The organism is Gemmiger qucibialis (assembly GCF_027689445.1).
GTDB lineage: Bacteria > Bacillota > Clostridia > Oscillospirales > Ruminococcaceae > Gemmiger > Gemmiger qucibialis.
The window spans coordinates 341,381-365,321 of record NZ_JAQFEN010000002.1; the positions used below are offsets into that span (position 1 = coordinate 341,381).

Here is a 23,941-nt window from a genome sequence, read left to right on the forward strand (position 1 = left end):
CAATTACAGGTCAGGGTGATACTCTTTGCAGGTGCATTTTTTCCATTTCAGGCCGCTGCCGCAGGGGCAGGGATCGTTGCGGCCAATCTTGGTCACGCGCACAGGGGTGGCACCCTTGGCACCAGCCTGAGCCGGTGCGCCTTCGCCGGTGGGCTTGGCAACCTGTTCGCGTTTCGGCTCCTGGTTCTGCTGGCGCACTTCAATGGTCAGCAGCATGTGTACGGCATCCTCGCGGATGGTGGCGATCATCTCGTCAAACATGGCAAAGCCTTCAATGCGGTATTCCACAATGGGGTCGCGTTGGCCGTAACCGCGCAGGCTCATGCCCTGCTTCAGCTGGTCCATGTTGTCAATGTGCTCCATCCACTTGGAGTCAACATTGCGCAGCAGGCAGATACGCTCCAGTTCGCGCATCATGGGGGCACCGTACTTCTGCTCCTTGCTTTCCAGAATGCTCATGCCGCGCTCATACAGCACCTTGGCAACATCCTCGCGCTTCAGATCATTCAGCTGCTCGGCAGTGTAGTTAAAATCAGTGGGCAGGCACAGCCAGTTCAGGTAGTGGCGGCGCAGGGCGGCAAAATCCCAATCGTCGGCGGTTTCGCCGCTCAGGAAGGACTCGCAGGTCTCGTCGATGGACTGCTTCATCATCTCGTGCAGCTTGTCGGAGATATCCTCGCCGTCCAGCACCATCTGACGCTGCTTGTAGATGATCTCGCGCTGCTGGTTCATGACATCGTCATACTGCAGCACCTGCTTACGGATGGCAAAGTTGGAAGCTTCCAGTTTTTTCTGGGCGCTCTCGATCGTGTTGGTGATCAGCTTGTTCTCGATGGGCATGTCCTCGTCCAGGCCCAGGGTATCCATCAGGCCCTGCACGCGCTCACCGCCGAAAATGCGCATCAGGTCATCTTCCAGGCTCAGGAAGAAACGGGATGCACCGGGGTCGCCCTGACGGCCGGCACGGCCGCGCAGCTGGTTATCAATACGGCGGCTTTCGTGGCGTTCAGTGCCAATGATGAACAGGCCGCCAGCTTCGCGCACAGCCTCGGCTTCGCGCTTGACTTCCGGTTCATATTCTGCAACCAGCTCGTCAAAGCGCTTGCGGGCAGCCAGAATATCAGCATCCTGGGTGTCGGCATGGCCGTCGCACTCGGTCATCAGCATTTCAACTTTTGCTTCATAGGCTGTATCCGGGGCAGGGGGGATGGGCAGGCCCTGTGCCTTGGCGCGGGCTTTGGCGTGCTCGTATTCGTCCTTCAGCACTTCCAGGTCGGCATTCATCTGGCGGGTCAGCTCTTTGCGCAGGGTGGCCTTTGCCATATAGGTCACGTTGCCGCCCAGCATGATATCGGTGCCGCGGCCAGCCATATTGGTGGCGATGGTCACAGCGCCCTGCTTACCGGCCTGTGCAACGATTTCGGCTTCGCGCTCATGCTGCTTTGCGTTCAGCACATTGTGCTCAATGCCGCGCTTTTTCAGCAGCTTGGAAAGCGCCTCGCTCTTTTCCACGCTGACGGTACCAACCAGAACGGGCTGGCCCTTGGCGTGGCATTCGGCAACCTGCTCGATCACGGCATTATACTTGCCGTTGATGGTCTTGTACACGCTGTCCGGCAGGTCCTTGCGGGCGCGGGGCTTGTTGGTGGGGATGGATACGATCTGCAAGCCGTAAATTTCGCTGAACTCGTCCGCTTCGGTGGAAGCCGTACCGGTCATGCCGCCCAGCTTTTTGTACATGCGGAAATAGTTCTGGAAGGTGATGCTGGCCAAAGTCTTGCTCTCAGCAGCAACGGTCACACCTTCCTTGGCTTCAATGGCCTGGTGCAGACCGTCATTGAAGCGGCGGCCATACATCAGACGGCCGGTGAATTCATCAACGATGATGACCTCGCCGTCTTTCACGATATAGTCGGTATCACGGTGCATCACACCGCGGGCCTTGATGGCACCGTCAATATAGTGGCGCAGGGTCATGTTGTCGGCATCGGCCAGGTTCTCAACATTGAACCATGCTTCGGCTTTCTTAACGCCGCTTTCGGTCAGGGTGCAGGTCTTGTGCTTTTCGTCCACAACGTAATCACCGTCAACCTGTTCATCGGCTTCCACTTTGTCGTCCAGTTCAACGATGACAGACTTTTTCAGCGTTTTGGCAAAGTCGTCCGCGCGCTTGTACATCACGCTGGAATCTTCGCCCTTGCCGGAGATGATCAGCGGGGTACGGGCTTCATCAATCAGGATGGAGTCCACCTCGTCCACGATGGCGTAAGCATGGCCGCGCTGCACCATGCTGGCCTTGTAAACCACCATGTTGTCACGCAGGTAGTCAAAGCCAAACTCGTTGTTGGTGCCGTAAGTAACATCCGCCAGGTAAGCCTTGCGGCGGTCCTGCGGCTGTACGTCATGGATAACCAGGCCGACCGTCAAGCCAAGAAAGCGGTAAACCTTACCCATCCATTCGCTGTCGCGCTTGGCCAGGTAATCGTTGACGGTAACAACATGCACGCCTTCGCCGGTCAGGGCATTCAGGTAAACGGGCATGGTGGCCACCAGGGTCTTGCCTTCACCGGTCTGCATCTCGGCAATGCAGGAACGATGAAGCACAATGCCGCCGATGATCTGCACCGGGTAGGGCTTCAGGCCCAGCACACGCCAGTCCGCTTCGCGGCAGACGGCGAACGCTTCAGGCAGGATATCGTCAAGGCTGGCCCCGTTTTTCAGCTTTTCTTTCAGGTACGGGGTTTTGGCCTGTAATTCTTCGTCAGTAAGTTTCTGCATTTCGGGCTCAAGTTCCAGCACCTTGTTGGCAATGGGTTTGATGCGCTTGAGCTCTTTGTCGGAAAAATTACCGAACAGTTTTTCCATAAAAGACATAAGTAAACACCTGTATTTCTGCCGCATGGCGGCGAATGGATCAGCAGGGGAACCCCTGTTGGATACAATGCTATACTTTAATATAATACACCCGCGCAGGGTACTGTGTCAAACCTGCGCGGGTGTAAAATGCAAATATTAAACTGTTTCAGCGGCTTTTGTTGAAACTTGGCCGGTTATCATGCGCTTGCAGCGCTTTTGGCCTGCTTTTCGTTGCTGATGAACAGCAGCACCAGCATCAAAAAGATGCAAACAAAGCCGATGGCGTCCCACACGGTAAAGGGGGAACCGAGCACCAGCGTGCTGATGATGGCCGCCGTAACCGGTTCCGCAAAGCTGAACAAGCTGGATTTCTGCGGCCCAATGTACATGACGCCGCTCATGTAACAGCTGAACGCCAGCACGTTGCCGATGAGCACGACCGCCGCAATACCGGCAATGCCGGCCGCGTTGGGTACGTAGTTCATCCGCCACGGGCGGAACACCAGCGCAAAGAAGGTGCCGCCCATCAGGAATGCCCAACCCTGCAGCATGGGTGTGGGGTACTGTTTTTGCAGGTTTTGGGGCCATATGGTGTAAATAACAACGCAGAACGCGCTGATAATACCAACGACCAGCGCAGCGGGCGAAACCGCCATGTTGGTCAGGCTGCCGTGGGTGGTCAGCATAAATACACCACCCAGCGCCAGCACAATGGAGAACACCTCAAACAGCCGCGGCGCACGCTTTTGCTGGATGCAGACCACCAGCAGAATCAGCACGGGGGAAAGATCCTGCAAAATGGTGCCCACACCGGCGCTGGAAAGCTGGATGGTCAAAAAGTAGGTGAACTGGCAAAAGCTGACGCCAGCCAGGCCATAGATCACAAGGTCGCGCGCGTTGCGCCAGCTGCGCCAGGGGTTCACCAGTTGGCGCCAGTTGCGCACACCGTAATAGATGCACAGAATCACACCGGCCAAAAACAGCCGGATGGGCACCAGCCAGGTGGAATCCATGCCCTGGCGGGTAAACAGATACTGCCCCACGCAACCGGAAACACCCCAGCACATGCCGCCGAACATTGTCAGCAGAGCGCCTCTTACGCTATCCGTCATTCGTTATGATCTCCTATCCCAAAACTTGTTACAGTTCGTTCAGGCAATACTGCGCAGCGGCCAAAACATCCGGAACAACGGGGGCACCGGTGGCACGCAGCTGCTGTGCGCTCTGATGCCCAGCGGTTTGCAGCACACACCGCACGCCCAGCGCCTGGGCAACTTCAAAATCGTGGACAGAATCCCCGATCATAATAGCCTGCGCCGGTACGGCACCGCGCTGCTTCCGTTCAGTCAGATAAGCCAGGCCGACTTCCACTTTGCTGCGGGCATAAATATTATCCAACCCCAGCAGGCGGTCAAAGTAGGGGCGCACTCCGCGCTCCATGACCTGCTGTTCCAAAACCGGCAAGTTGGAAGCCGAAAGAATGACCTGCTGCACCCCGGCACCTTTCAAAAGGGAAAGGGCGGGCACAGCACTTTCTGCCAGCGGGCAGGCCCCGGCGCGGGCCAGGTAATCCTGCATGTAATCATCGGCAAGCTCTTTGTAGGAGTTTTTGGAAAAATCGAACCCTGCGCGAATATAATAATCTTCAATCGGGAAGCCAAAAATCTCACGGTACTGGGCAAGGCTGTATTGCTGCGGGTAATGATAGATGCGGAGCAGACGGTTGAGCGCGTCCACACAAAGGGCAACATCATCCAGCAGGGTGCCGTTCCAGTCCCATAAAACAAGGCTCGGTTTCATGGCAGCTCCTTTTAATGAATACAGGGAAAGCGGTTATTGTTCTGCAAAAATTTTGTTCAGGGATTCGTTGCTCTCAATCAGCTTGACCAGGGCAACACCCAGCACACAGCAGCTGATGATCTCACCAACGCCAACAGCAACGGCGTTGAATACCGCCATGGTGGCCGTGGGGGCAGAATCCGAGAAGAACACAGTGATTTCAAACGCGCCAACGATCAGTGCATTGGCGATAACAGGAGGGAAAGACGCCGGAATTGCCAGCCCTTTCCAGCGCACATTGCGCAGGGCATAGGTGGCAAGGCAGGCAATCAGGGTGGCGGCAGTGCCAAACACCACATCCACCATGGTGGAACCCAGCAGGTTTGCCAGCAGGCAGCCCAGGGTAACGCCCACAATGTATTCAGCCCCAAACACCGGCAGCAGGCAGAATGCTTCGGCCACGCGCACCTGTACCGCGCCGTAAGAGAACGGCTGCAATACCAGGCAAAGCACGGTGTAAACTGCGGCGATCATGGCGCAGCGTACCAGGGTTTGAACGGACAGTTTGTTTTTGCTAGTAGACATAAAATTACACTCCGGCGGATAGATTTTGACCGCGCCCAAGACCGCCAGGCTTGGGTGGGTTTGCGCCTGAAAACCAGGCGGAGCCTAAAATCCTAAGTTGCTCAACAAATTGTTATTATAACAAATGAAAATGGGGGATACAAGGGGGAAAGGGGCATAATATTGCAGCAAAAGAGCAAAATACTGCCTTTGCAGACAAAAAATCCCGCACCGGGCGGGCTGCCGGTGCGGGAGAAAATGATAGAGAGGTTTGTTACCAGGGCGCGTTATCCAGCGGGCAGTGCATGTCTGTGCGGGCGGCGCGCATTTCCACATAGCAGCCGCACTGCATGCAGGTCCCGGCGTTAAGGCTGGGGCAAGTGCGGCAATGTTCCAGCCGGGCAGTGTATTCCGCATCCGGGGTGCGCACACGGCGGGGCATGGTGGCGCGGTAGCGCACCACGCTGGCGTAATAGTCGTTTTCGTCCGCCATGTCCTGCAATAAGCAGCGGCGGCAGCGCTTGGGCTGGGCTTCCATTACTGGTTCACCACAAAAGCGGCTACGCTGCACGGCGGCAGGGTGGCGGTAAAGCCGTCCGCCGTCAGGCTGGTGTTCAGTTCCGCGGGGACAACCTGCTCCGGCGCGGCAAAGGTGTTGTGGGCGGCGGGGGCACCGGCCAGCACGCGGGCTGTTACACCGGTGGGCTTGGCCCCGCCCAGCATGCAGGTAACAGGGATAGCTGCCGTATCGTTCAGGTTGGCCGCAGTGACCAGAATACTGCCGTCTGCCTGCTGGCTGGCACTGACATGCAGATCGGGCACCGCCTGGTCATCGTGGTTCAGCAGGGTGGTCTCCGCATAGCTTTCCAGCTGCTTGGCACCCTGGTGGCCCTTGTACATTTCAAATATATGATAGGTCGGGGTCAGCACCATCTTGCTGCCTTCGGTCAGGATCATGGCCTGCAGCACGTTGACCATCTGGGCAATGTTGGCCATGCAGATGGTATCACAGTGGTTGTTGAAGATATTCAGGTTGATGGCCGCCACCAGCGCATCGCGCATGGTGTTCTGCTGGTAAAGGAAGCCGGGGTTCGTGTCCGGTTCCACATCGTACCAGGTGCCCCATTCATCCACGGCCAGGCCCACTTTGCGGTCACCCTGATACTGCTTGATAATGCGGGTGTGGTTCTCCACCAGCTCTTCCATCTGCAGGGTCTTGTGCAGGGTGGTATAGTATTCCTCATCGGTAAAGTCTGTGGCCGAGCCCTTGTGCTGCCAATCCTCATGGGGCACGGTATAGTAATGCAGTGATACCGCATCTACGGCCTGCCCGGCGCGCTCCATCACGGTTTTGGTCCAGTGGTAATCCGCCACGTTGGCGCCGGATGCGATCTTGAAGATTTTGTGCTCCGGCGAGTAGTTGCGCAGGTAGGTGGAATATTGGCGGCACAAATCGGCATAATACTCGGCACGCATACTGCCGCCGCAGCCCCAGGCTTCATTGCCAATGCCCCAGTATTTTACGTTGAACGGTTCGTCCTGCCCGTTGGCGCGGCGCTCTGATGCCATGGGGGAAATGCCGCCCATGTTGCAGTATTCCACCCAGTCCGAAAATTCCTGCACGGTGCCGCTGCCCACATTGCCGCTGAAATATGCTTCGCAGCCAATCTGGCGGCACAGCTCCATAAATTCATGGGTGCCAAAGCTGTTATCCTCGGTCACGCCGCCCCAGTTGGTGTTTACAATGGTTTTGCGGTTCTCCTTGGGGCCAATGCCGTCGCGCCAGTGATAGGTATCGGCAAAGCAGCCGCCCGGCCAACGCAGCACGGGCACATGCAGGGCTTTCAGCGCGGATACAACATCATTGCGCATGCCGTTGGTGTTGGGAATATCAGAAGCCTGACCGACATAAATGCCCTGATAGATGCAGCGGCCCAGATGCTCCGAAAACTGACCGTAAATATTGGGGTTGATGGTGCCGACCGAACGGTTGGCGTTCACAAAAATACATGCCATAAAAACACCTCACAAAAGTAAAAAAATACCTATGGCAACACCGCACAATTCCCGCCTTACGGCTTAAGCACCGCTCCGATGGCTGCGGCACGGCATCTGCGTTGCCAAAATGCTCGATAAGACATCCAGTATTATCTGCGCTTTTGGCTTAGCAGCTGCCGTGCCTCGCTCGCCGTATCGGCACTTAGAATTATGCGGTATTGCCCATAAAAAGCAACATGAAATAGGAACCTAAAAGCACTATAACAAACCCCGTTCGTTATGTCAATCTCCTATAAATAAAAAATAAACCCTGCATTCCGGCAGAAGCACAAAATGCAGGGCAGATAAAAGCAAACAAAGAAGCAAATAGAAAGCAAGAATAAGCAAATTTACAAGAAAAAGCAGTTGACAGGAAGGCTCAGCCTGCATACAATGCTCCGAACTCCGAACTCCGAACTCCGAACTCCGAACTCCGAACTCCGAACTCCGAACTCCGAACTCTATTCCCACTTCTCCCAAACCTCCGGCCGGTACCCCACTGTGGCGGCGCGGCCATTGCGTACAATGGGTTGGCGCAAAAGCTGCTGGTTTTCAAATAGTTTGTCAGCCTGCTGGCTTTCGTCCAGCCAGCGCAGCAGGGCAAGGGTATCCTGGTCTTTGGCGGTTTCGTCCACCAGGGCCTGCCAGCCGCCCACGGCCTGGCACACGCGGTCAAACTCACCGCGGCTCAGGCCCTTTTCTTTCAGGTCCACCATCTGGAACTTGATGCGCCGCTCTTTGAACCAGCGCTGCGCCTTTTTGGTGTCAAAGCTTTTGTTGGTGCCAAAAATCTGGATGTTCATGCGTTTTCCTCCCGCCATCAGTCTGCCTGCGGGACATCCTGGCTGGATGCCACAATGTTATTGACCCACACGCCCTTTTTGACCAGAATAAACCCGATGATGCACTTGAGCAGATCCACCCCGTTCACAAACAGGTAAACGATGGGCAGCGGCAGTGCCGTATAGCGGCTGAGGACAAAGGCAATGGGAAAGTTGATCAGCCAGGTATAGCAGCTGTCAAAAAAGAAGGTGATCAGCGTTTTGCCGCCGGAACGCAGCGTAAAGTAGGCAGCGTTGGCAAAGGCGAACAGCGGCATGCACAGCGCCGCCGTGCGGATCACGCTGGAAGCAAGCTCCCGGATGGCTGGTTCGGTGTTGTAAATGTGGGGGATCAGCGGGCTGAACAGGGCCAGCAGCGTGCCCATCACCGCGCAGCTGGAAACACTCAGGGTGATCATCCGCCATGCGGTGCGGCGTGCACCGGTCATGCGGCTGGCACCAAGCTCCTGCCCAACCAGAATGGCCGTGGCATTGCCCAGCGAAAGGAAAACTTCGTTAAAAATCTGGGTGATGGTGTTGGTAATGTTCATGGCGGCAATGGCCTGGATGCCGCGCACGGAATAGCATTGCAGCAGCATGGCCTGGCTCATGCTCCACAGGCATTCGTTCAGCAGAAGGGGGAAACCCTTGATCGCCACCTGGCGGGCCAGATTGCCGTCAATGTGGAAATTGCGGAACACGCCTTCCATGAACGGGTAGCGCTCGGCACTGCGGTGCGCCCCGCTGACCACGATGACAAACTCCACAAAGCGGCTGAGCGAAGTGGCAATACCGGCACCCACTACGCCCAAAGCAGGAAAGCCGAACAGGCCAAAGATCAACAGGCCGTTGAACACAAAGTTGATGCCCATGGCAATCATGCTGGCGCGCATGGGAAGCGTTGTCTGGCCGGATTCCCGCAGGGTGCTGGCGTAAGCCTGAGTCAGCGCAAAGGGAATCAGCCCCACCAGCATCACACGCAGGTAGCCCAGGGCATACTCCATCGTGGCGGCGGCATCGGCGGCGGTGGTGTCGGCTGAAATATACAGTTCGATCAGCGGCCGCCCGGCCCCCAGCAGCACTCCGAACGCGATGACCAGCAGGCCGACCGCAATCAGCAGTTTCATGCGCAGGGTCTGGCGCACGCCCTCCATGTTGCCCTGGCCGTAATACTGGGCGCCAAAAATGCCCGCCCCGGCCAGCGCACCCCAGATGCACAGGTTGAACACAAACAGTAGCTGATTGATGATGGCAACGGCGCTCATGGGCAGGGTGCCCACCTGGCCAACCATCACATTATCCAGCAGGCTGACCACGTTGGACAGGGTGTTCTGCACAATAATAGGCAGAACCACCACCGCAACATGGCGGTAAAAGGTGCGGTCACCGATCAGGCACTCCCGCAGGGTTAAACTTTTTTGCTCCATACATCCTCCGTTTTACAAGTCTTACACCATAACAAAAATGCTCTTCCCGCACACAGCGGCAGGAAGAGCAGAAAAAAGCAACCCCTTTTTACGGCAGCGGCACCGCGTAATCCACAAGGCGGCGGGGCTTGCCTTCAAATACAATGGCAATACCATCCGGGCCGGTGTTGGCGCTCACAACGCAGCCCAGCTGGAACACCAGCAGCGGCGCATGACCAAACTCTTTTTTGCACAGCTTGACAAGTTCGTCACGCTTGGCGGTGGAGCTGGAGTAAGCAACCATGTAAGGCATTTTCTTCACATCGTCCACGCGGCTCTTGACCCACTTGACCATGGCAGGCGGCACGTTGTTGTCACCGCGCACCTTGGCTTCCACCTTGCTGATGCCATCATTCAGGCTGATGATGGGGCGGATGCCCATCAAATCGCCCACAACGGCAGCGGCGGCGGAAACACGGCCAGATTTTTTCATCTGTTTTAAGCTGTATGCGGCAAGGCAGATTTCCACCCGGGCCAGCTTGTCCTGCATTTCGCGCAGGCAGGCATCCAGCGGCTCACCGGCACGCACCTTGCGGGCGCACTCGCACAGATACCAGCCATACGGCATGGAGTAGGTGTGCGAATCGATCAGATGAATCTTCATCTTGTGGCCGGGGCGCTCGTCTTCCAGCAGTTCGGCAGCCTTTACGGCGTTATTGTATGTGCTGGAACCACCGGCGTTGATGCACAGGTGCACAAGGTCCTGTATACCGGCGTCTACATATTTGGCATAGATATCCACCCATTCCAGCTGGGTGATGGCGGCGGTGGTGGGTACGCTTTTGGACTGGCGCATCATCTCATAGAACTGGTCGTTGGTCATGTCTTTGCGTTCCAGGTATTCCTTGCCGTCCAGCATAATGTGGAACCCAATCACATCAATGCCGTATTTATCGGTCAGTTCCTGCGGAATGTCGGAGCAGGAATCCGTTAAAAAAGCAACTTTCACATCACTCATCTTTGTTCTCACTTCCATTCAAATCGGGTCAGCTGGCCGTGTGTTTCCAGGTCGGCAAAGTCCCACTGGCGCAGAACTTCGTATACCCCCACAGCTACAGCATTGGATAAGTTCAGGCAGCGCTCGCCTTTGCGCATGGGCATGCGCACGCACTGCTGCTGGTTAGCGGCCAGCAGCTCTTCCGGCAGGCCGGCGTCCTCGCGGCCAAACACCAGATAGGAACCATCCGGATAATGGGCGTCGGTATGGCGCTGCGGCCCCTTGGAGGTAAAGTAGAAGAACGGGCCGTGATTTGCCGCAAAAAACGCATCCAGATCCTGATAATATGTTATATCAAGCTGGCCCCAATAGTCAAGACCGGCGCGCTTTAATTTTTTATCATCGATCGTGAAACCCATCGGCCCAACCAGGTGCAGGCGGGCACCGGTCACGGCGCAGGTGCGCGCAACATTGCCGGTATTCTGGGGGATCTGCGGTTCAACCAGTACAATATTTACAGTTGGCAAAATTTACACATCCTTATTGTTTCTTATTCCGGGTTCTGCATCAGCCGGGGCAGCACGCTTTCCAGCCACACGCCAAGGCGCTCATCCGCTTCATCAGGGGTGGCTTTCAGGCAGTCGGCTACAAACACGGCGGCAGCCTGTGCGGCGGCGGGCAGCACATTGCCCTGCAGCAGCCGCCCGACCAGCACCGCGCCGAAAATATCCCCCGTGCCATGGAAGCTCTTGGGTACCATGGGGGTGCGCACCAGACTTTCGCCGGTGGCACGGTCTGCCCCAACGCAGGCAATGCCGCGCCCGGCGGCCACACCGGTGATGAGCACCCGCGGGCAGATGCGCGTTAAACGCTGCGCCTGGGTCTGCGCGGTATGCAATTCCGCTTCGCCAGTCACACCGGGCATCGGATCGCCCAGCAGCAGGGCGGCTTCGGTGGTGTTGGGCAGAATCAGGCTGGCACGGGAACACAGGGTATACATGGCGGGCACCATTTCCGGCGCAAGGCCGCGGTACATCCGGCCGTGGTCGCCCATCACGGGGTCAACCACCGTCAAGGCGTCCGGCCAAAGGTCCATGGCCTGCTCTACCAGCTTGGCCTGGCTGGCATCGGCCAGGTAGCCGGAATAAATGCAGTCAAACCGCAGGCCAAGGCGGCGGTAATGCTCCAGGGCTGCGGGGCCGTAACCGGGGTTGGCCAGCTTGGCCGGGGTGCCCAGCCCGCCCGTGTGGGTGGAAAGCACTGCTGTTGGTACGGCAACGGCCTGTGCCCCCAGCGCCGAAAGCACAGGCACAATGACCGAAAGCCCAGCCCGCCCAAAGCCGGGCAGATCATGGATGCACAGAACTGTTTTAGGTGCATTGGACATAAGAAAAACGCTCATTTCTATATCGAATTTAGGGCAACACCGCACAATTCCCGCCTTGCGGCTTAAGCACCGCTCCGGCAGCTGCGGCACGGCATCTGCGTTGCCAAAATGCTCGATAAGACATCCAGTATTATCTGCGCTTTTGGCTTAGCATCTGCCGCACCTCGCTCGCCGTATCGGCACTTAGAATTATGCGGTATTGCCTTAGGTCAGCCCGCAGCAGGAAAGTGAATGCGCGGCGGCTGAAAACGTCTTTTCCAAACGTCTGTACTGATTTTACCACAAACTTCCCCGCAGAAAAAGACGTATAACCACGAAACTGTATGGAAAAACTATCCCCAGGCTGGGATGAATGGAAAGCCGGCATCCCAAAGCCAAAAACACCAAAAGGAGCAATGCAAAATGGAAAACATGATCCCGACCGTTGCCGCTGCCGCCGTGGGGATGGCCATTGGCGGTGCCGCCGTATATGCCGCCACACAGGACCACCGCCAGATCCGCCGCACCGTGCACAGACTTTCCCGCGGGGCAGAAAAAGCTTTGATCGACTTTGACCGCATGGTGGAAAGCTACACCAAATAACAAAAATGCACCGCGTATGATGGCGGTGCATTACATAAAAAAGCAAAGGCAACACCGCACAGTTCCCGTCTTGCGGCTTAAGCACCGCTCCGGCAGCTGCGGCACGGCATCTGCGTTGCCAAAATGCTCGATAATGTTGGGTTGCGGTACCCGCATCGTACTTCGGGGGCAAAAGCCCCTCGCACTCTGCGACCGCTGCCCCTGCTTCGGTTCGCTGTTTCCGCCACTGGCGGCGCTCACCTTTGCAGCATCCAGTATTATCTGCGCTTTTGGCTTGGCATCTGCCGCACCTCGCTCGCCGTATCGGCACTTAGAATTATGCGGTATTGCCCAAACAAAATGCCGCAACGGAACCCCATGCCCCGCTGCGGCAGACCCAAACCCCTCTAATTCAAGGTATTATCACAGGATACGCACGCGGATGGCGGCATCAATGCCGCTGAGCTGTGCGGTTAGGCCGGCATCCACATTGCCTGTTACATCCAGCATGGTGTAGGCAACATTCTTGCGGCCTTTGTTCACCATGTTCTCAATGTTCAGGTTGGCGGCGGTCAGAATGCCGGTGATGGCAGAGATTGCGCCCGGCTCATTGCGGTGAATGATGCAGATGCGCTTGCCGCCAACGCGCGGCTGGCTGACATCCGGCAGGTTGACACTGTGGGTGATGTTGCCGTTTTTCAGGTAGTCGCTCAGCTCATTGGCTGCCATCACAGCGCAGTTGGTCTCGCTTTCCGGGGTGGAAGCGCCCAGGTGCGGCGTGCAGTAAACGCCTTTCACACCCAGCAGCTCCTCCGCCGGGAAATCGCAGAAATACTGGGCAACCTTGCCGGTGCCGAGAGCATCCAGCAGGGCAAAGTTATCAACCAGCTCACCGCGGGCAAAGTTCAGCACACGCACGCCGTCCTTGCACATGGCCAGCGTCTGGGCATTGATGGTGTTCTTGGTGGAGGGCAGGTACGGCACATGGATGGTCAGATAGTCGCAGCGGGGCAGCATATCGCCCAGGGTGACGCAGTGCTGTACGCTGCGGGACAGGCTCCATGCAGCGTCAATGGAAATGTATGGGTCATAGCCCAAAACTTCCATGCCCAGGGCAACGGCGGCGTTGGCGACGCGGGCACCAATGGCACCCAGGCCGATTACACCGATGGTTTTGCCGCGCAGTTCCGGGCCGACAAACTGCTTTTTGCCCTTCTCCACATCCTTGGCCAGGGTGGCGCTGCCTTTCAGGCCCTGCGCCCACTGCACAGCGTCCGGTACATTGCGGCTGCCGGACACCAGCGCGCCGATGACCAGCTCGGCCACAGCGTTGGCGTTGGCACCGGGGGTGTTGAACACCACGATGCCCTGCTCGGTGCACTGGTCAATGGGAATGTTGTTGGTGCCGGCACCTGCGCGGGCAATGGCCAGCAGGCTTTTGGGCAGGGCGACATCATGCAGGTCGGCGCTGCGCACCAGAATGCCCTGTGCGTCGTTGGCCTCGTTATTGATCTCGAACTGGTTGGCCGGCAGCTTTGCCAGCCCAACCGGCGAAATGGCGTTCATGGTTTTGATGGTATACATAATGGCGGATAACCCCCTGTAATAATTAAAAGATAAAAAATAATAATGAATAATGAAGGTGGACCGCCGCTGGCACGGCTCAAAAAAGAAGGGAACAGCCTGTTTTTAATGTACGCGCGCGGCGCGCACACCGGCATTATTCTTTATTCTCTATTCGTTATTCTTTTGGAAAAGTTTCACGCGTTTTCCTTGCGGAACTTCTCCATGAAATCAACCAGGTCGTTCACACCCTGGGCAGGCATGGCGTTATAGATGGAAGCACGCATGCCGCCAACCAGGCGGTGGCCTTTCAGGTTCACGAAACCGGCTTCGGTAGCAGCGGCGCAGAACTTCTTATCCATATCCGGGTTGGGGCTGGTGAAGGTCACGTTCATCATGCTGCGGTATTCCGGCTGAACGGGATTGTTATAGAAGTCCTGACCGTCCAGGTAGTCATACAGGACCTTGGCCTTGGCGTGGTTGATCTTGGCCATCTCTTCCAGGCCGCCAACCTCGTTCTGCAGGTAATCCATCACCAGACCGGTCATGTAGATGCACCAGCACGGCGGGGTGTTGTACATGCTGTCCTTATCCAACAGGGTAGTGTAGTTCATCATGGTGGGGATCTTTTCCGCCGGGATGCCTTTTGCGCTCTTGCCCAGCAGGTCGTCCCGGATGATGGCAATGGCCATACCGGCGGGGGCAACGTTCTTCTGCACACCAAAGTAGATGCAGCCGTACTTGCTTACATCGGTCGGCTCACTGAAAATCATGGAGCTCATGTCAGCTACCAGGGGGATGCCGTCCACCTGCGGCACATCTTTATAAGTAGTGCCAAAAATGGTGTTGTTCTGGCAGATGTGGATGTAGCTGGCGTTGGGGTCATACGCAATGGCCTTGACATCCGGAATATAGGTGAAGTTCTTATCCTTGCTGGAAGCAGCGATGCGGGCTGTGCCGAACTTAGCGGCTTCCTCGGCAGCCTTTTTGCTGAAGTTGCCGGTCACCAGATAATCCGCCGTGCCGGTGGTCATAAAGTTCAGGGGCACCATGGCGAACTGCTGGGTTGCGCCGCCCTGGAAGAAACCGATCTTGTAGTTGTCGGGCACATTCAGCACCTTGCGGATACCGGCCTCAGTGTTCTGGATGATCTCATCGAACCACTTGCTGCGGTGGCTCATCTCCATCACGCTCATACCGCTGCCATGGTAGTCCAGCAGGTCGGCCTGAGCTTTTTGCAAAACGGGAACCGGCAGCATGGAAGGACCGGCGCTGAAATTATACACACGATTCATAAGAGGTTACCTCCTAAATTCATTCTTACACCCAAGCTCAAAGCGGCGCGCTGCGCCTTGCTTTGTTGATTCGTTTTTCACAACACCTGTATTATACGCACTGCACCTGCCCGCCCGCAAGCAAAACACGTTTGTCAAAATACCGAAAAAAGTGGAAAATTGCCGCGGACAGCCTGCCAATAAGTACAGATGTGCGCAAAACGAAAACAGATGCTTTTACAAATGTAAAATGCTGACCACCAAAACAGCCAAAAAGTAAGTGCACATTTTGTGCAAAATGCACCTTGCTAAAATATCTGCCACAGATGTAAAATAAAAGCACATAAATCAACCACAAACATAAAAGAACGGAATGGAGAGAAGAATGAAAGCACTTTCAACCAGTGAAGAGCAGGTCATGGCGGCGCTGTGGGCCTGCGGCAAACCGGCCACCCGGCGGCAGATCGCGGCCAAACTGCCGCCGGACTGTGTGTGGGCGGATTCCACACTGCTCAACTTCCTGCTGCGGCTGGAAGCCAAGGGCTATGTACGGCCCGAAAAGCAGGGCAACAAAAATATTTATACCCCGCTGGTGCGCCGTGTGACCTATTGCGGGGCAGTCAGTGCGGCACACCTGCAAACTCTGTATGGCGGGGACCTGCGCAGCATGGTGGCAGCGTTATCGGATACCGGACGCATCACCAATGCTGAGATGGAGCGTCTGGCCCGCTGGCTGGACACCCGCGTGGCTGAAAGCCCGGAATACGATTACGATTGACCCCCAAAAAGGAAAACTGCCTCTTGCTTTTATAGGGCGGTGCAGTACAATACAGACAGATGCTTGACTTGTAACAGAATGAGAGGGGAAATAAGACATGACAAAATTGGATGACCTTGCTTTGCATATGATTACATATTACGCAGCGGATCCTGCCCGCATCCAGCACTTTATCAAGGTGCACAGCTTTGCTGCGCTGATTGCCCGGCAGGAGGGGATGGATGCCGCAACGCTGGAAATTCTGGAAGCCGCTGCCTATGTGCATGATATCGGAATCAAACCGGCAGAGCAGACCTATGGCAGCTCCGCGGGCAGATATCAGGAAGAGCTCGGCCCCGCCCCGGCCCGCGCCATGATGTTGGAATGCGGCTTTACCCCGGCGCAGGCCGACCGCGTTGCTTATCTGGTGGGGCACCACCATACGTATACCAATATCAACGGAATGGACTATCAGATCCTGGTGGAAGCGGATTTCCTGGTCAATCTGTATGAGGATTCTGTACCCAAAGCAGCGGCGCAGAACGCGCTGGATAAAATTTTCAAAACGCAGACAGGCAAAACGATCTGCAAAGAAATGTTTGTGATGTAAACGATACTACGATAAATTTTCTGCCCGCAACCGGCGGTTGACACATTTCCAACAGTCAGGTTCTTTTTTGCAACGGCACCAGCTGGTACGATAAAGCCACCGAAACAAAACCCCACAACACAAGAGAGGACATTGACCATGATCTTTGCAGACAAATTGATCGCCCTGCGCAAAAAGGCAGGATATTCCCAGGAAGAACTTGCCCAACAGCTGAACGTGACCCGGCAGTCGGTCTCCAAATGGGAGGGCGCACAGTCGGTGCCGGACATTGAAAAGATTTTGCAGATCAGCAAGCTGTTTGGCGTTACCACAGATTACCTGTTAAAAGACGAGATGGGCGAACCGGAATATGCCGAAAGTGAGCTCACCGCCCTGCGCCGTGTAACGCTGGAGCAGGCTAACGCTGCCCTGGCCCAGGCAAAGGTCAACGCTCCCTACATGGCGTGGGGAACCGCGCTCTGTGTTGCTTCACCTGTTATGCTGCTGCTTTTGGGCGAAATCTGCCAGCATTCCCAGTTTGGCCTGAACGAGAAGGTGGCGACCGGTATTGGCCTGTGCGTTCTGCTGGTAATGGAATGCGTGGCTGTGGTGCTGTTTATGCTGTGCGGCACGAAGAACCGGGACTTTGATTTTTTGGAAAAGGAACCCTTTGAAACAGAATACGGCGTGACCGGCATGGTGCGGGAACGCCAGGCGGCGTACCGTCCCACCTATGATAAATTGAACCTGACCGGCACCGTGCTGTGCATTCTGTCCGCTATTCCGCTGTTTGTGGCCATGATGGTGAACAGCGGAATCGTGATGAATGCGGCGGTTTGTATTCTGCTGGTGTTGGTTGCCTGCGGCGTTTTTGCCTTTGTGCTGGGCGGGACCTATTACGGCGCAACGGAAAAGCTGCTGGAAGAAGGGGACTACACCCGCCACAGCAAAGCCACCCGTGAGCTGCGTACCGCCATCAGCGTGGTGTACTGGCTGGTGGTCACGGCGGCATTCCTGCTGTACACCTTTGGCCCCAAGGGCAACGGCCAGCCCCAATACAGCTGGTTCATCTGGGCCATCGGCGGCATTCTGTATGCGGCCCTAGTGCTGGTGGTGAAAATGGCGCTGAGAAAGCAAAATAATAAATAATAATGAATAAAGAATAATGTTGGTGGACCGCCGTGCGGTGGCACGGCTCAAAAAATAGGGCGCTACTTTCCTACAGCAAATTGCCAATGAAGGAAAGTAACGCCTTATTTTAATGTGCGCGCGTGGCGCGCACACCGCCATTATTCTTTATTATTTATTCATTCTGATGCTGCGCATCAGCCCTGCATCTGCACAATATCCCGGATCGCCTTTCCCGTCGGGGTGCCGGCAAGGCCGCCGATGCCGGTTTCGCGCAGGTCATTGCTCATGGCAGCGCCAACTTCGGCCATCGCGTCGATCACCTCGTCCGCGGGGATATGCCCTACCACGCCGGCCAGCGCCATGTCCGCGCAGGAGACTGCGTTCATGGCCCCGATCACATTGCGCTTGATGCAGGGAATTTCCACCAGCCCGGCCACGGGGTCACACACAAGGCCCTCCAGGTTGGTCAGCGCCATGGCAAAGGCTTCGGCGCATTGTTCGGCGGTGCCGCCGCGCAGCTCCACCAGGGCGGCGGCTGCCATGGCGCTGGCAGCGCCGACCTCGGCCTGGCAGCCGCCCTCGGCGCCGGCCAGCGTGGCGCGCGCGGCCACAACCTGCCCAAACCCGGCGGAGACATACAGCGCGCGGCAGATGGCTTCCTCGTTATAGTTGCCGCTGCGCCACAAGGGCAGCAGCACCGCGGGCAGAACGCCGCAGCTGCCCGCCGTGGGCGCGGCGACAATTCGTTTCATGCAGGCGTTGCATTCGGCGGTTTTCAGGGCTTCGGCCATCACCTGGGCTAGATAGCCGCCAGTCAACAGCTGGCCGCGGGCTTCGGCTTCGGCCACTTTGGCAGCATCGCCGCCCGCAAAGCCGCTGGCGGAACGATCCGCGCCACAGTAGTTATCGCTGGTTTGCACCATCACCTGCCACAGGTGGTGCATTTCGGCCAGGGACTGGGGGCGGGTCAGCCCGCTTTCCAGCAGGTCGCTCTGCAAAATAACGTCCCACAGGGGCTGGTTGTTCTGGCGGCTGACGTTCAGCATTGCTTTAACGGAAGAATATGCCATAATCACGCGCCCTCCTTTGTTTCGGTCTGCTGCGCAAGGTTCAGACCGGTCACTTTCACAATGCCCTGCATGCCGCGCAGTTCGGCAATTAAGGCGTCCGGCAGGGGCTGGTCACATTCCAGCACCATTACGGCATAGCCCCCGGCGGTGGAACGGTACAGCTGCATGGTGGCAATGTTGATACCCCGCTGCGCCAATGCGGTGGTCACTTCGGCCACATGGCCGGGGGTATCCTGATTGTGAACGATCAGGGTGTTGTGGTCGCCGCCAAAGTTGGTGGTAATGCCGTCGATCTGGCAGATGTTGATGCGCCCGCCGCCGATGGAAGCACCCATTACTTCCAGCTTGCGGCCGCTCACCCCTTCCAGCCGCAGCAGGGCGGTGTTGGGGTGGGCACCGCGCAGCACCACGGTGCCGATGGTATAATCCAGCCCGGCCTGCTGCGCCAGGGAAAAGCTGTCCGGGATGCGTTCATCGTCTGGCAGCATGCCCAGCAGCCCGGCCACCAGCGCACGGTCGGTACCGTGGCCGCGGCCTGTGGCGGCAAAGCTGCCATGCAGCAGGATCTCGGCGGTTTTTGGGGCTTCGCCCAACAGGTTGCGCGCTGTAAGCCCAATGCGCACCGCGCCAGCCGTGTGGCTGCTGGAAGGGCCTGTCATCACGGGGCCCAGCACATCAAATAAGCGCATGACGTTATCCCTCCTAGAGTGTACCTGAAAAGTCGAAAATCTGGCTTATTTCTTTGCTTTCAGATACACCTTATAAAAAACCGGGCTGCGCGCCGCGGCTTTGGCCTGATAGTTAAAAAGGCACGGCCAAAAAACAGGTCGCGCCTCATTGCAAAAACAGTATAGCATATCGCGCAGGTGTTTGCAAGTGGGGGACAGCACGGAAGAAATGCCCAAAAACTTTAGAAACTTTTGGGTGGCTTAACAGCAAAGTGGAATTTTCACAATAAAGCGGATACAAAAGCCCAAAGACGGCAGGGTAAAACGATGTTATAATTATAACAAAGGCATGGAACGGGCTGCGTACAGCGCGTGCCCAAGAGCAAACCATGCACAGAAAACGGAGGTAATACCATTATGGCTGACCGCATTGTTTTGAATACTATCTCTTACCATGGCCATGGTGCAATCGAGAACATTGTTCCCGAACTGACCGCCCGCGGCTATAAAAAGGCTTTTGTCTGCTCTGACCCCGACCTGATCAAGTTCGGCGTTACCGGCAAGATCACTGCCCTGCTGGATGCAGCCAGCTTCCCCTATGCTGTTTACAGCGAAATCAAGCCCAACCCCACCATCCAGAACGTGCAGGACGGCGTTGCTGCTTTCAAGGCAGCTGAGGCGGACTGCATCGTGACCATTGGCGGCGGATCTTCCATGGATACTGCAAAGGCCATCGGCATCATCATCAACAACCCCGAATTTGCGGATGTCCGCAGCCTGGAAGGCGTTGCCCCCACCAAAAAGCACGCTGTGTTTACCATTGCCGTACCCACCACCGCCGGTACCGCTGCCGAAGTTACCATCAATTATGTCATCACCGATGTAGAGAAGAAGCGCAAGTTCGTCTGCGTGGATACCAACGATATTCCTGAAATCGCTGTGGTTGACCCCGATATGATGTCCAGCATGCCCAAGGGCCTGACCGCCGCCACCGGTATGGACGCACTGACACATGCCATTGAAGGCTACATCACCAAGGGCCATTGCACCATCTCTGATATGTTCCACCTGGAAGCCATCAAGCTGATCTCCGAGAACCTGCGCGGCGCTGTGCAGAACACCCCGGAAGGGCGCGAAGGCATGGCTCTGGGTCAGTACATTGCCGGCATGGGTTTCTCCAATGTTGGCCTGGGCATTGTCCACAGCATGGCACACGGTTTGTCTGCTCTGTACGACACCCCGCATGGCGTTGCCTGCGCCATCATCCTGCCCACCGGCCTGGAATACAACAAGAGTGTTGCAGGCGAGCGTTACCGCGCAGTCGGCAAGGCTATGGGCGTGACCGGCATTGACGAGATGAATGATGCCGAAGCCGCTGATGCAACCATCGCAGCCGTCAAGCAGCTGAGCGCCGATGTTGGCATCCCCGCAAACCTGCATGGCATCCTGAAGGAAGAGGACATCCAGTTCCTGGCAGAGTCCGCTTTTGCCGATGCCTGCTGCCCCGGCAACCCGCGTGATACCAGCGTTGAGGAGATCAAGGAACTGTACAAGGGCCTGCTGTGATCTTTCGATGAACTGAATCCATAATTACCGCCCCGCATGCTGTCCACTGCTGCATGCGGGGTGGTTTTTCGTGGCAGAAATATTGAGGGATGCTGCGATTTTAATGTTTCATTGACGAAAACAGCGTGACATGCTATAGTATAGCTAACCAAACAAGAACAAAATACATGCAGTGGCCAAACAACAAATGAAAGGCAGGGAAGATCGTGAGCCAATTTTGGAACCAGCTGAAAGACCGGGTGCAGGCAAGGGGAGCGCAGGCCAACAGCACCATTGGCATTATTGGCGGAGCAGATGGCCCAACGGCGGTATTTGTCAGCACGAAGCCCGACAGCTGGCTGGGCACCCTGCTGGGGCTTCTGCCGTGGGGGACGGGAATAATTTCCGCGGGCCTGCTGCTGGGCTGGTGCCATAAAGATAAAAAGCGCCTGCTGCTGCCGATGATCCTTTCTACCGTTGGCTGCGCCGTTGGGGCGGAGCAGGCTGCTGTTCAAGCAGCGGCAGTGTGGCAGGCGGCCAGGCATATGCCGGAGATCCCCATGCCCGGTGCCATGCTGCGCACAGCGGCAGCCAACGCGTTCAGCACCGGGCTGTGGTTCAGCGCGGCCACGCTGGTATGGTCTCTGGCGGTGCTGTTCCGCCGCCGCGCATCCTGAACTGCATCCTTGTGCCGCACCGTATAATAAAAGCCGGAGTATACCCGCAAAACGCTTGTGGAAACACTCCGGCTATTTTTTGAAAAAGAAGTTAGTTACAACTAACAAATGCAACGGTTTTAACGGGGCTGCTCATCCCCCTTTGCGGGGACAAGCCTTGGGGCGGCCTGTTTGTTTTTGTGTGCGGGATACCATGAACATCAACCTGTGTTTGTAGAAATAGACGATATTTTCGACTTTTCAGATACACCCTAGATAGGGGTATTATTGAGGTAAATGGTGGGGTAGAGGTGCGTTTAGATAAACCAAAAACCCGCATATCTTACGCAGATACGCGGGTTTTTGTTGGCGGAGTAAGAGAGATTTGAACTCTCGCGGCCCTTTCGGACCCTACGCCCTTAGCAGGGGCGCCTCTTCGACCTCTTGAGTATTACTCCACAAGTCAAAGTGATAAACTATTCACTTTTTCACACAAAATGGCGGAGAGGATGGGATTCGAACCCATGGTCCGCTCGCGCGAATCGCTGGTTTTCAAGACCAGTTCCTTAAACCACTCGGACACCTCTCCACAGTGGCCACCACCAAGGTGCGATAGTTATATTACCATAAGCCATGCAGAATGTCAAGCATGAAAATGAAAAAACAGCAAAAGAAATTGCAAAAATTAAAAAGAAAAAGAGAAAATACAATAAAATCACGCCAAATCGTCCAACACTTGGCGCGCGGCACGCACGGACGCTGTATCCGTCTGCTGGATATGCCACTCGTCCAAACCGGGCAGCCCCATGGGAACGCCCTCGCGGCGGAACACCATCCGGCTTTCCAGTTCCACTTTCCCACTCATGTGGTAAGCCCTTGCGCCCGGCAGGGCAGCCGAAAGCTGCCGGATCACCCCAGCGTTTACCCCGGCACCGATCAGTACTTCCGGACCATTGGTGCGGTCACGCTCTGCCAACAGGCTGCACAGAACGTCAACACCCTGCACACAGCTGGCGGCGGCACCACTGGTCAGCACGGTATCAATTCCAAGGGCGGCGGCGTCGCGGTAGGTTTGCAATGGGTCGGCAGATACATCAATGGCGCGGTGTAGGGTGAGCCCAGCACCATTGGCGGCCTTTGCCAGCCGTGCGGTTGCGGTGCAATCCAGCGTGCCGTCCGGGTTCAGGCAGCCAATCACAAAACCGTTAGCCCCGGCACTGTGCAGCTCGGTGATCTGCACGCACATCATCTCAATCTCTTCCGGCATATATAGAAAGTCCCCTGCACGCGGGCGTATCAGGCAGCGCACGGCAACATCGCTTTCGTGTCGGATCTGACGCAGCAGCTCGGTATAAGGGGTCAGCCCACCGGCCAGCAGTGCACTGCACAGTTCCAGACGGTCCGCCCCGCCAGCAATGGCAGCGCGCGCCGATGCAAGGCTATCCACACAAACTTCCAGCAGCATAATGACCCTCCAAAACGATTTTTCTTACTTAAGGCAATACCGCATAATTCTAAGTGCCGATACGGCAGGCGAGGTGCGGCAGATGCTAAGCCAAAAGCGCAGATAATACTGGATGTCTTATCGAGCATTTTGGCAACGCAGATGCCGTGCCGCAGCTGCCGGAGCGGTGCTTAAGCCGCAAGGCGGGAATTATGCGGTATTGCCTTAATATAAGAGTAACACATTCCGGACGGGGTTACAATGCCTTTGCGCTACCAAAGAGCGCCGACAAATTTAAGCGGCATGCCCACCGCGCATAACGCGCAGGGGTGGGGTGCTGCTTTGTGGGTGTGGCTGCGGGGCAATGGTTACGCTCCGCTTTTGCGTATTGGTATTGCGCAGGGCAATGCGTACCCCAGCAACTGCGTTAAAGGTGAAGCACAGCACGGCCCCAATGGCGAGGGCTGGCAGTAGGGAAAGCTGACCTTCTGCCACGGCGCAGACGACCATCAGCCCGCCAAAACCGATGGAATACAAAAGGACATTGCAGATAAGCTCGGTAAGTAGATTCATTTTCATAATTATGACCTCCGGGATCGTGCCGCAAATTAAAAAACAGTTGCGAAAAATGCAATAAAAGTACAACGATAAATGCATAAGAACAACTTGAGGTTGTTTTATGAATCTAGAATAGTACAACTAGCGGTTGTTGTCAAGGGGCGCAAAACAACTTTTTCTAGAATATTTTTTCACGGAATCTCTTTACAAATACTACCTTGGGTTGTATAATGAAACCATAAAACTTGGCGAATGCCGCGGCTTGGGCTGGTGCATGG

Annotated in this window: 23 protein-coding genes, 2 tRNA genes and 1 riboswitch; of the genes, 6 read left to right on the forward strand and 19 right to left on the reverse strand. The window is 56.2% G+C overall.

Going from position 1 to position 23,941, the window contains the following annotated elements; all coding sequences use genetic code 11:
• Positions 1-3: 3 nt before the first annotated feature.
• The 11 genes from secA to PG062_RS05445 all read right to left on the reverse strand — a co-directional run bounded on the left by secA (position 4) and on the right by PG062_RS05445 (position 11,862).
• Positions 4-2,874 (reverse strand): preprotein translocase subunit SecA, encoded by a 2,871-nt coding sequence (gene secA / locus PG062_RS05395; protein ID WP_270751503.1) that lies wholly within the window; start codon positions 2,872-2,874, stop codon positions 4-6.
• 179 nt (positions 2,875-3,053) lie between these two features.
• Positions 3,054-3,968, reverse strand: coding sequence for a DMT family transporter (locus tag PG062_RS05400; RefSeq protein WP_270751504.1), 915 nt, complete (start codon positions 3,966-3,968; stop codon positions 3,054-3,056).
• 28 nt (positions 3,969-3,996) lie between these two features.
• Positions 3,997-4,656 (reverse strand): HAD family hydrolase, encoded by a 660-nt coding sequence (locus tag PG062_RS05405; protein WP_270751505.1) that lies wholly within the window; start codon positions 4,654-4,656, stop codon positions 3,997-3,999.
• A 33-nt stretch (positions 4,657-4,689) separates the two neighbouring features.
• Positions 4,690-5,220, reverse strand: a complete 531-nt coding sequence (locus tag PG062_RS05410; protein ID WP_270751506.1) for a QueT transporter family protein — start codon at positions 5,218-5,220, stop codon at positions 4,690-4,692.
• 9 nt (positions 5,221-5,229) lie between these two features.
• A riboswitch (PreQ1-III riboswitch) is annotated at positions 5,230-5,323 on the reverse strand.
• Positions 5,324-5,473: 150 nt separating this feature from the next.
• Positions 5,474-5,737 (reverse strand): DUF6171 family protein, encoded by a 264-nt coding sequence (locus PG062_RS05415; protein ID WP_113998834.1) that lies wholly within the window; start codon positions 5,735-5,737, stop codon positions 5,474-5,476.
• Positions 5,737-7,215 (reverse strand): alpha-N-arabinofuranosidase, encoded by a 1,479-nt coding sequence (locus tag PG062_RS05420; protein ID WP_270751507.1) that lies wholly within the window; start codon positions 7,213-7,215, stop codon positions 5,737-5,739. Before PG062_RS05420 ends, PG062_RS05415 begins: the two co-directional genes overlap by 1 nt.
• 482 nt (positions 7,216-7,697) lie before the next feature.
• Positions 7,698-8,039, reverse strand: coding sequence for an arsenate reductase family protein (locus PG062_RS05425; protein WP_113998836.1), 342 nt, complete (start codon positions 8,037-8,039; stop codon positions 7,698-7,700).
• Positions 8,040-8,056: 17 nt separating this feature from the next.
• Positions 8,057-9,484 carry an MATE family efflux transporter gene (locus PG062_RS05430; RefSeq protein WP_270751508.1) on the reverse strand — a complete coding sequence of 476 codons (1,428 nt, stop codon included), beginning with the start codon at positions 9,482-9,484 and terminating at the stop codon, positions 8,057-8,059.
• 88 nt (positions 9,485-9,572) lie between these two features.
• A complete protein-coding gene (locus PG062_RS05435; protein ID WP_270751509.1) occupies positions 9,573-10,481 on the reverse strand; it encodes a DegV family protein in 909 nt (302 codons plus the stop codon).
• An 8-nt stretch (positions 10,482-10,489) separates the two neighbouring features.
• A complete protein-coding gene (locus tag PG062_RS05440; protein WP_113998839.1) occupies positions 10,490-10,987 on the reverse strand; it encodes a tRNA (cytidine(34)-2'-O)-methyltransferase in 498 nt (165 codons plus the stop codon).
• Between the two features lie 23 nt (positions 10,988-11,010).
• Positions 11,011-11,862 (reverse strand): bifunctional hydroxymethylpyrimidine kinase/phosphomethylpyrimidine kinase, encoded by an 852-nt coding sequence (locus tag PG062_RS05445; protein WP_270751511.1) that lies wholly within the window; start codon positions 11,860-11,862, stop codon positions 11,011-11,013.
• 387 nt (positions 11,863-12,249) lie between these two features.
• On the opposite strand from PG062_RS05445, the gene PG062_RS05450 reads away from it, so the two are divergent.
• Positions 12,250-12,429 (forward strand): DUF2613 family protein, encoded by a 180-nt coding sequence (locus tag PG062_RS05450; RefSeq protein WP_113998841.1) that lies wholly within the window; start codon positions 12,250-12,252, stop codon positions 12,427-12,429.
• A 402-nt stretch (positions 12,430-12,831) separates the two neighbouring features.
• On the opposite strand, the gene PG062_RS05455 is transcribed toward PG062_RS05450, so the two are convergent.
• Both PG062_RS05455 and serC read right to left on the reverse strand, forming a co-directional pair.
• Positions 12,832-13,992 (reverse strand): phosphoglycerate dehydrogenase, encoded by a 1,161-nt coding sequence (locus PG062_RS05455; protein ID WP_113998842.1) that lies wholly within the window; start codon positions 13,990-13,992, stop codon positions 12,832-12,834.
• A gap of 176 nt (positions 13,993-14,168) precedes the next feature.
• The gene (gene serC, locus PG062_RS05460; RefSeq protein WP_270751512.1) at positions 14,169-15,266 is read right to left on the reverse strand and encodes a 3-phosphoserine/phosphohydroxythreonine transaminase; all 1,098 of its coding nucleotides are present in this window, start codon (positions 15,264-15,266) and stop codon (positions 14,169-14,171) included.
• 364 nt (positions 15,267-15,630) lie between these two features.
• Here serC and PG062_RS05465 point away from each other — a divergent pair, with 364 nt between their 5' ends.
• The 3 genes from PG062_RS05465 (at position 15,631) to PG062_RS05475 (ending at position 17,740) form a co-directional block, all read left to right on the forward strand.
• Complete coding sequence (locus tag PG062_RS05465; protein WP_270751513.1) at positions 15,631-16,023, forward strand: BlaI/MecI/CopY family transcriptional regulator; 393 nt, start codon at positions 15,631-15,633, stop codon at positions 16,021-16,023.
• 97 nt (positions 16,024-16,120) lie between these two features.
• Positions 16,121-16,612, forward strand: coding sequence for an HD domain-containing protein (locus tag PG062_RS05470; RefSeq protein WP_270751514.1), 492 nt, complete (start codon positions 16,121-16,123; stop codon positions 16,610-16,612).
• A gap of 138 nt (positions 16,613-16,750) precedes the next feature.
• Positions 16,751-17,740, forward strand: a complete 990-nt coding sequence (locus PG062_RS05475) for a helix-turn-helix domain-containing protein (protein ID WP_270751515.1) — start codon at positions 16,751-16,753, stop codon at positions 17,738-17,740.
• Between the two features lie 176 nt (positions 17,741-17,916).
• Here the strand turns inward: PG062_RS05475 and sdaAA are convergent, their stop codons facing one another.
• Together sdaAA and sdaAB are read right to left on the reverse strand one after the other, a co-directional pair.
• Complete coding sequence (sdaAA, locus tag PG062_RS05480) at positions 17,917-18,792, reverse strand: L-serine ammonia-lyase, iron-sulfur-dependent, subunit alpha (RefSeq protein ID WP_113998847.1); 876 nt, start codon at positions 18,790-18,792, stop codon at positions 17,917-17,919.
• A 2-nt stretch (positions 18,793-18,794) separates the two neighbouring features.
• Positions 18,795-19,481 carry an L-serine ammonia-lyase, iron-sulfur-dependent subunit beta gene (sdaAB, locus tag PG062_RS05485; protein WP_270751516.1) on the reverse strand — a complete coding sequence of 229 codons (687 nt, stop codon included), beginning with the start codon at positions 19,479-19,481 and terminating at the stop codon, positions 18,795-18,797.
• Positions 19,482-19,877: 396 nt separating this feature from the next.
• Here sdaAB and fucO point away from each other — a divergent pair, with 396 nt between their 5' ends.
• On the forward strand, positions 19,878-21,026 hold the full coding sequence (gene fucO, locus PG062_RS05490; protein ID WP_113998849.1) for a lactaldehyde reductase: 1,149 nt from the start codon (positions 19,878-19,880) through the stop codon (positions 21,024-21,026).
• A gap of 206 nt (positions 21,027-21,232) precedes the next feature.
• On the forward strand, positions 21,233-21,682 hold the full coding sequence (locus PG062_RS05495) for a hypothetical protein (RefSeq protein ID WP_270751517.1): 450 nt from the start codon (positions 21,233-21,235) through the stop codon (positions 21,680-21,682).
• A gap of 346 nt (positions 21,683-22,028) precedes the next feature.
• Here PG062_RS05495 and PG062_RS05500 read toward each other — a convergent pair.
• The 4 genes from PG062_RS05500 to PG062_RS05515 all read right to left on the reverse strand — a co-directional run bounded on the left by PG062_RS05500 (position 22,029) and on the right by PG062_RS05515 (position 23,684).
• Positions 22,029-22,119: transfer RNA gene (locus tag PG062_RS05500), tRNA-Ser, on the reverse strand.
• 40 nt (positions 22,120-22,159) lie between these two features.
• Positions 22,160-22,250: transfer RNA gene (locus PG062_RS05505), tRNA-Ser, on the reverse strand.
• 126 nt (positions 22,251-22,376) lie between these two features.
• Positions 22,377-23,126, reverse strand: coding sequence for a copper homeostasis protein CutC (locus PG062_RS05510; protein ID WP_270751518.1), 750 nt, complete (start codon positions 23,124-23,126; stop codon positions 22,377-22,379).
• Positions 23,127-23,399: 273 nt separating this feature from the next.
• A complete protein-coding gene (locus PG062_RS05515) occupies positions 23,400-23,684 on the reverse strand; it encodes a hypothetical protein (protein WP_270751519.1) in 285 nt (94 codons plus the stop codon).
• Between the last annotated feature and the right edge of the window lie 257 nt (positions 23,685-23,941).

Coding starts and splice junctions, on each gene's coding strand:
- PG062_RS05465 (WP_270751513.1), top strand. CDS start 15,631: ATGAAAGCACTTTCAACCAGTGAAGAGCAGGTCATGGCGGCGCTGTGG.
- PG062_RS05510 (WP_270751518.1), bottom strand. CDS start 23,126: ATGCTGCTGGAAGTTTGTGTGGATAGCCTTGCATCGGCGCGCGCTGCC.
- fucO (WP_113998849.1), top strand. CDS start 19,878: ATGGCTGACCGCATTGTTTTGAATACTATCTCTTACCATGGCCATGGT.
- PG062_RS05430 (WP_270751508.1), bottom strand. CDS start 9,484: ATGGAGCAAAAAAGTTTAACCCTGCGGGAGTGCCTGATCGGTGACCGC.
- sdaAB (WP_270751516.1), bottom strand. CDS start 19,481: ATGCGCTTATTTGATGTGCTGGGCCCCGTGATGACAGGCCCTTCCAGC.
- PG062_RS05450 (WP_113998841.1), top strand. CDS start 12,250: ATGGAAAACATGATCCCGACCGTTGCCGCTGCCGCCGTGGGGATGGCC.
- PG062_RS05405 (WP_270751505.1), bottom strand. CDS start 4,656: ATGAAACCGAGCCTTGTTTTATGGGACTGGAACGGCACCCTGCTGGAT.
- PG062_RS05400 (WP_270751504.1), bottom strand. CDS start 3,968: ATGACGGATAGCGTAAGAGGCGCTCTGCTGACAATGTTCGGCGGCATG.
- serC (WP_270751512.1), bottom strand. CDS start 15,266: ATGAATCGTGTGTATAATTTCAGCGCCGGTCCTTCCATGCTGCCGGTT.
- PG062_RS05425 (WP_113998836.1), bottom strand. CDS start 8,039: ATGAACATCCAGATTTTTGGCACCAACAAAAGCTTTGACACCAAAAAG.
- PG062_RS05415 (WP_113998834.1), bottom strand. CDS start 5,737: ATGGAAGCCCAGCCCAAGCGCTGCCGCCGCTGCTTATTGCAGGACATG.
- sdaAA (WP_113998847.1), bottom strand. CDS start 18,792: ATGGCATATTCTTCCGTTAAAGCAATGCTGAACGTCAGCCGCCAGAAC.
- PG062_RS05455 (WP_113998842.1), bottom strand. CDS start 13,992: ATGTATACCATCAAAACCATGAACGCCATTTCGCCGGTTGGGCTGGCA.
- PG062_RS05410 (WP_270751506.1), bottom strand. CDS start 5,220: ATGTCTACTAGCAAAAACAAACTGTCCGTTCAAACCCTGGTACGCTGC.
- PG062_RS05445 (WP_270751511.1), bottom strand. CDS start 11,862: ATGAGCGTTTTTCTTATGTCCAATGCACCTAAAACAGTTCTGTGCATC.
- secA (WP_270751503.1), bottom strand. CDS start 2,874: ATGTCTTTTATGGAAAAACTGTTCGGTAATTTTTCCGACAAAGAGCTC.
- PG062_RS05470 (WP_270751514.1), top strand. CDS start 16,121: ATGACAAAATTGGATGACCTTGCTTTGCATATGATTACATATTACGCA.
- PG062_RS05435 (WP_270751509.1), bottom strand. CDS start 10,481: ATGAGTGATGTGAAAGTTGCTTTTTTAACGGATTCCTGCTCCGACATT.
- PG062_RS05420 (WP_270751507.1), bottom strand. CDS start 7,215: ATGGCATGTATTTTTGTGAACGCCAACCGTTCGGTCGGCACCATCAAC.
- PG062_RS05475 (WP_270751515.1), top strand. CDS start 16,751: ATGATCTTTGCAGACAAATTGATCGCCCTGCGCAAAAAGGCAGGATAT.
- PG062_RS05515 (WP_270751519.1), bottom strand. CDS start 23,684: ATGAAAATGAATCTACTTACCGAGCTTATCTGCAATGTCCTTTTGTAT.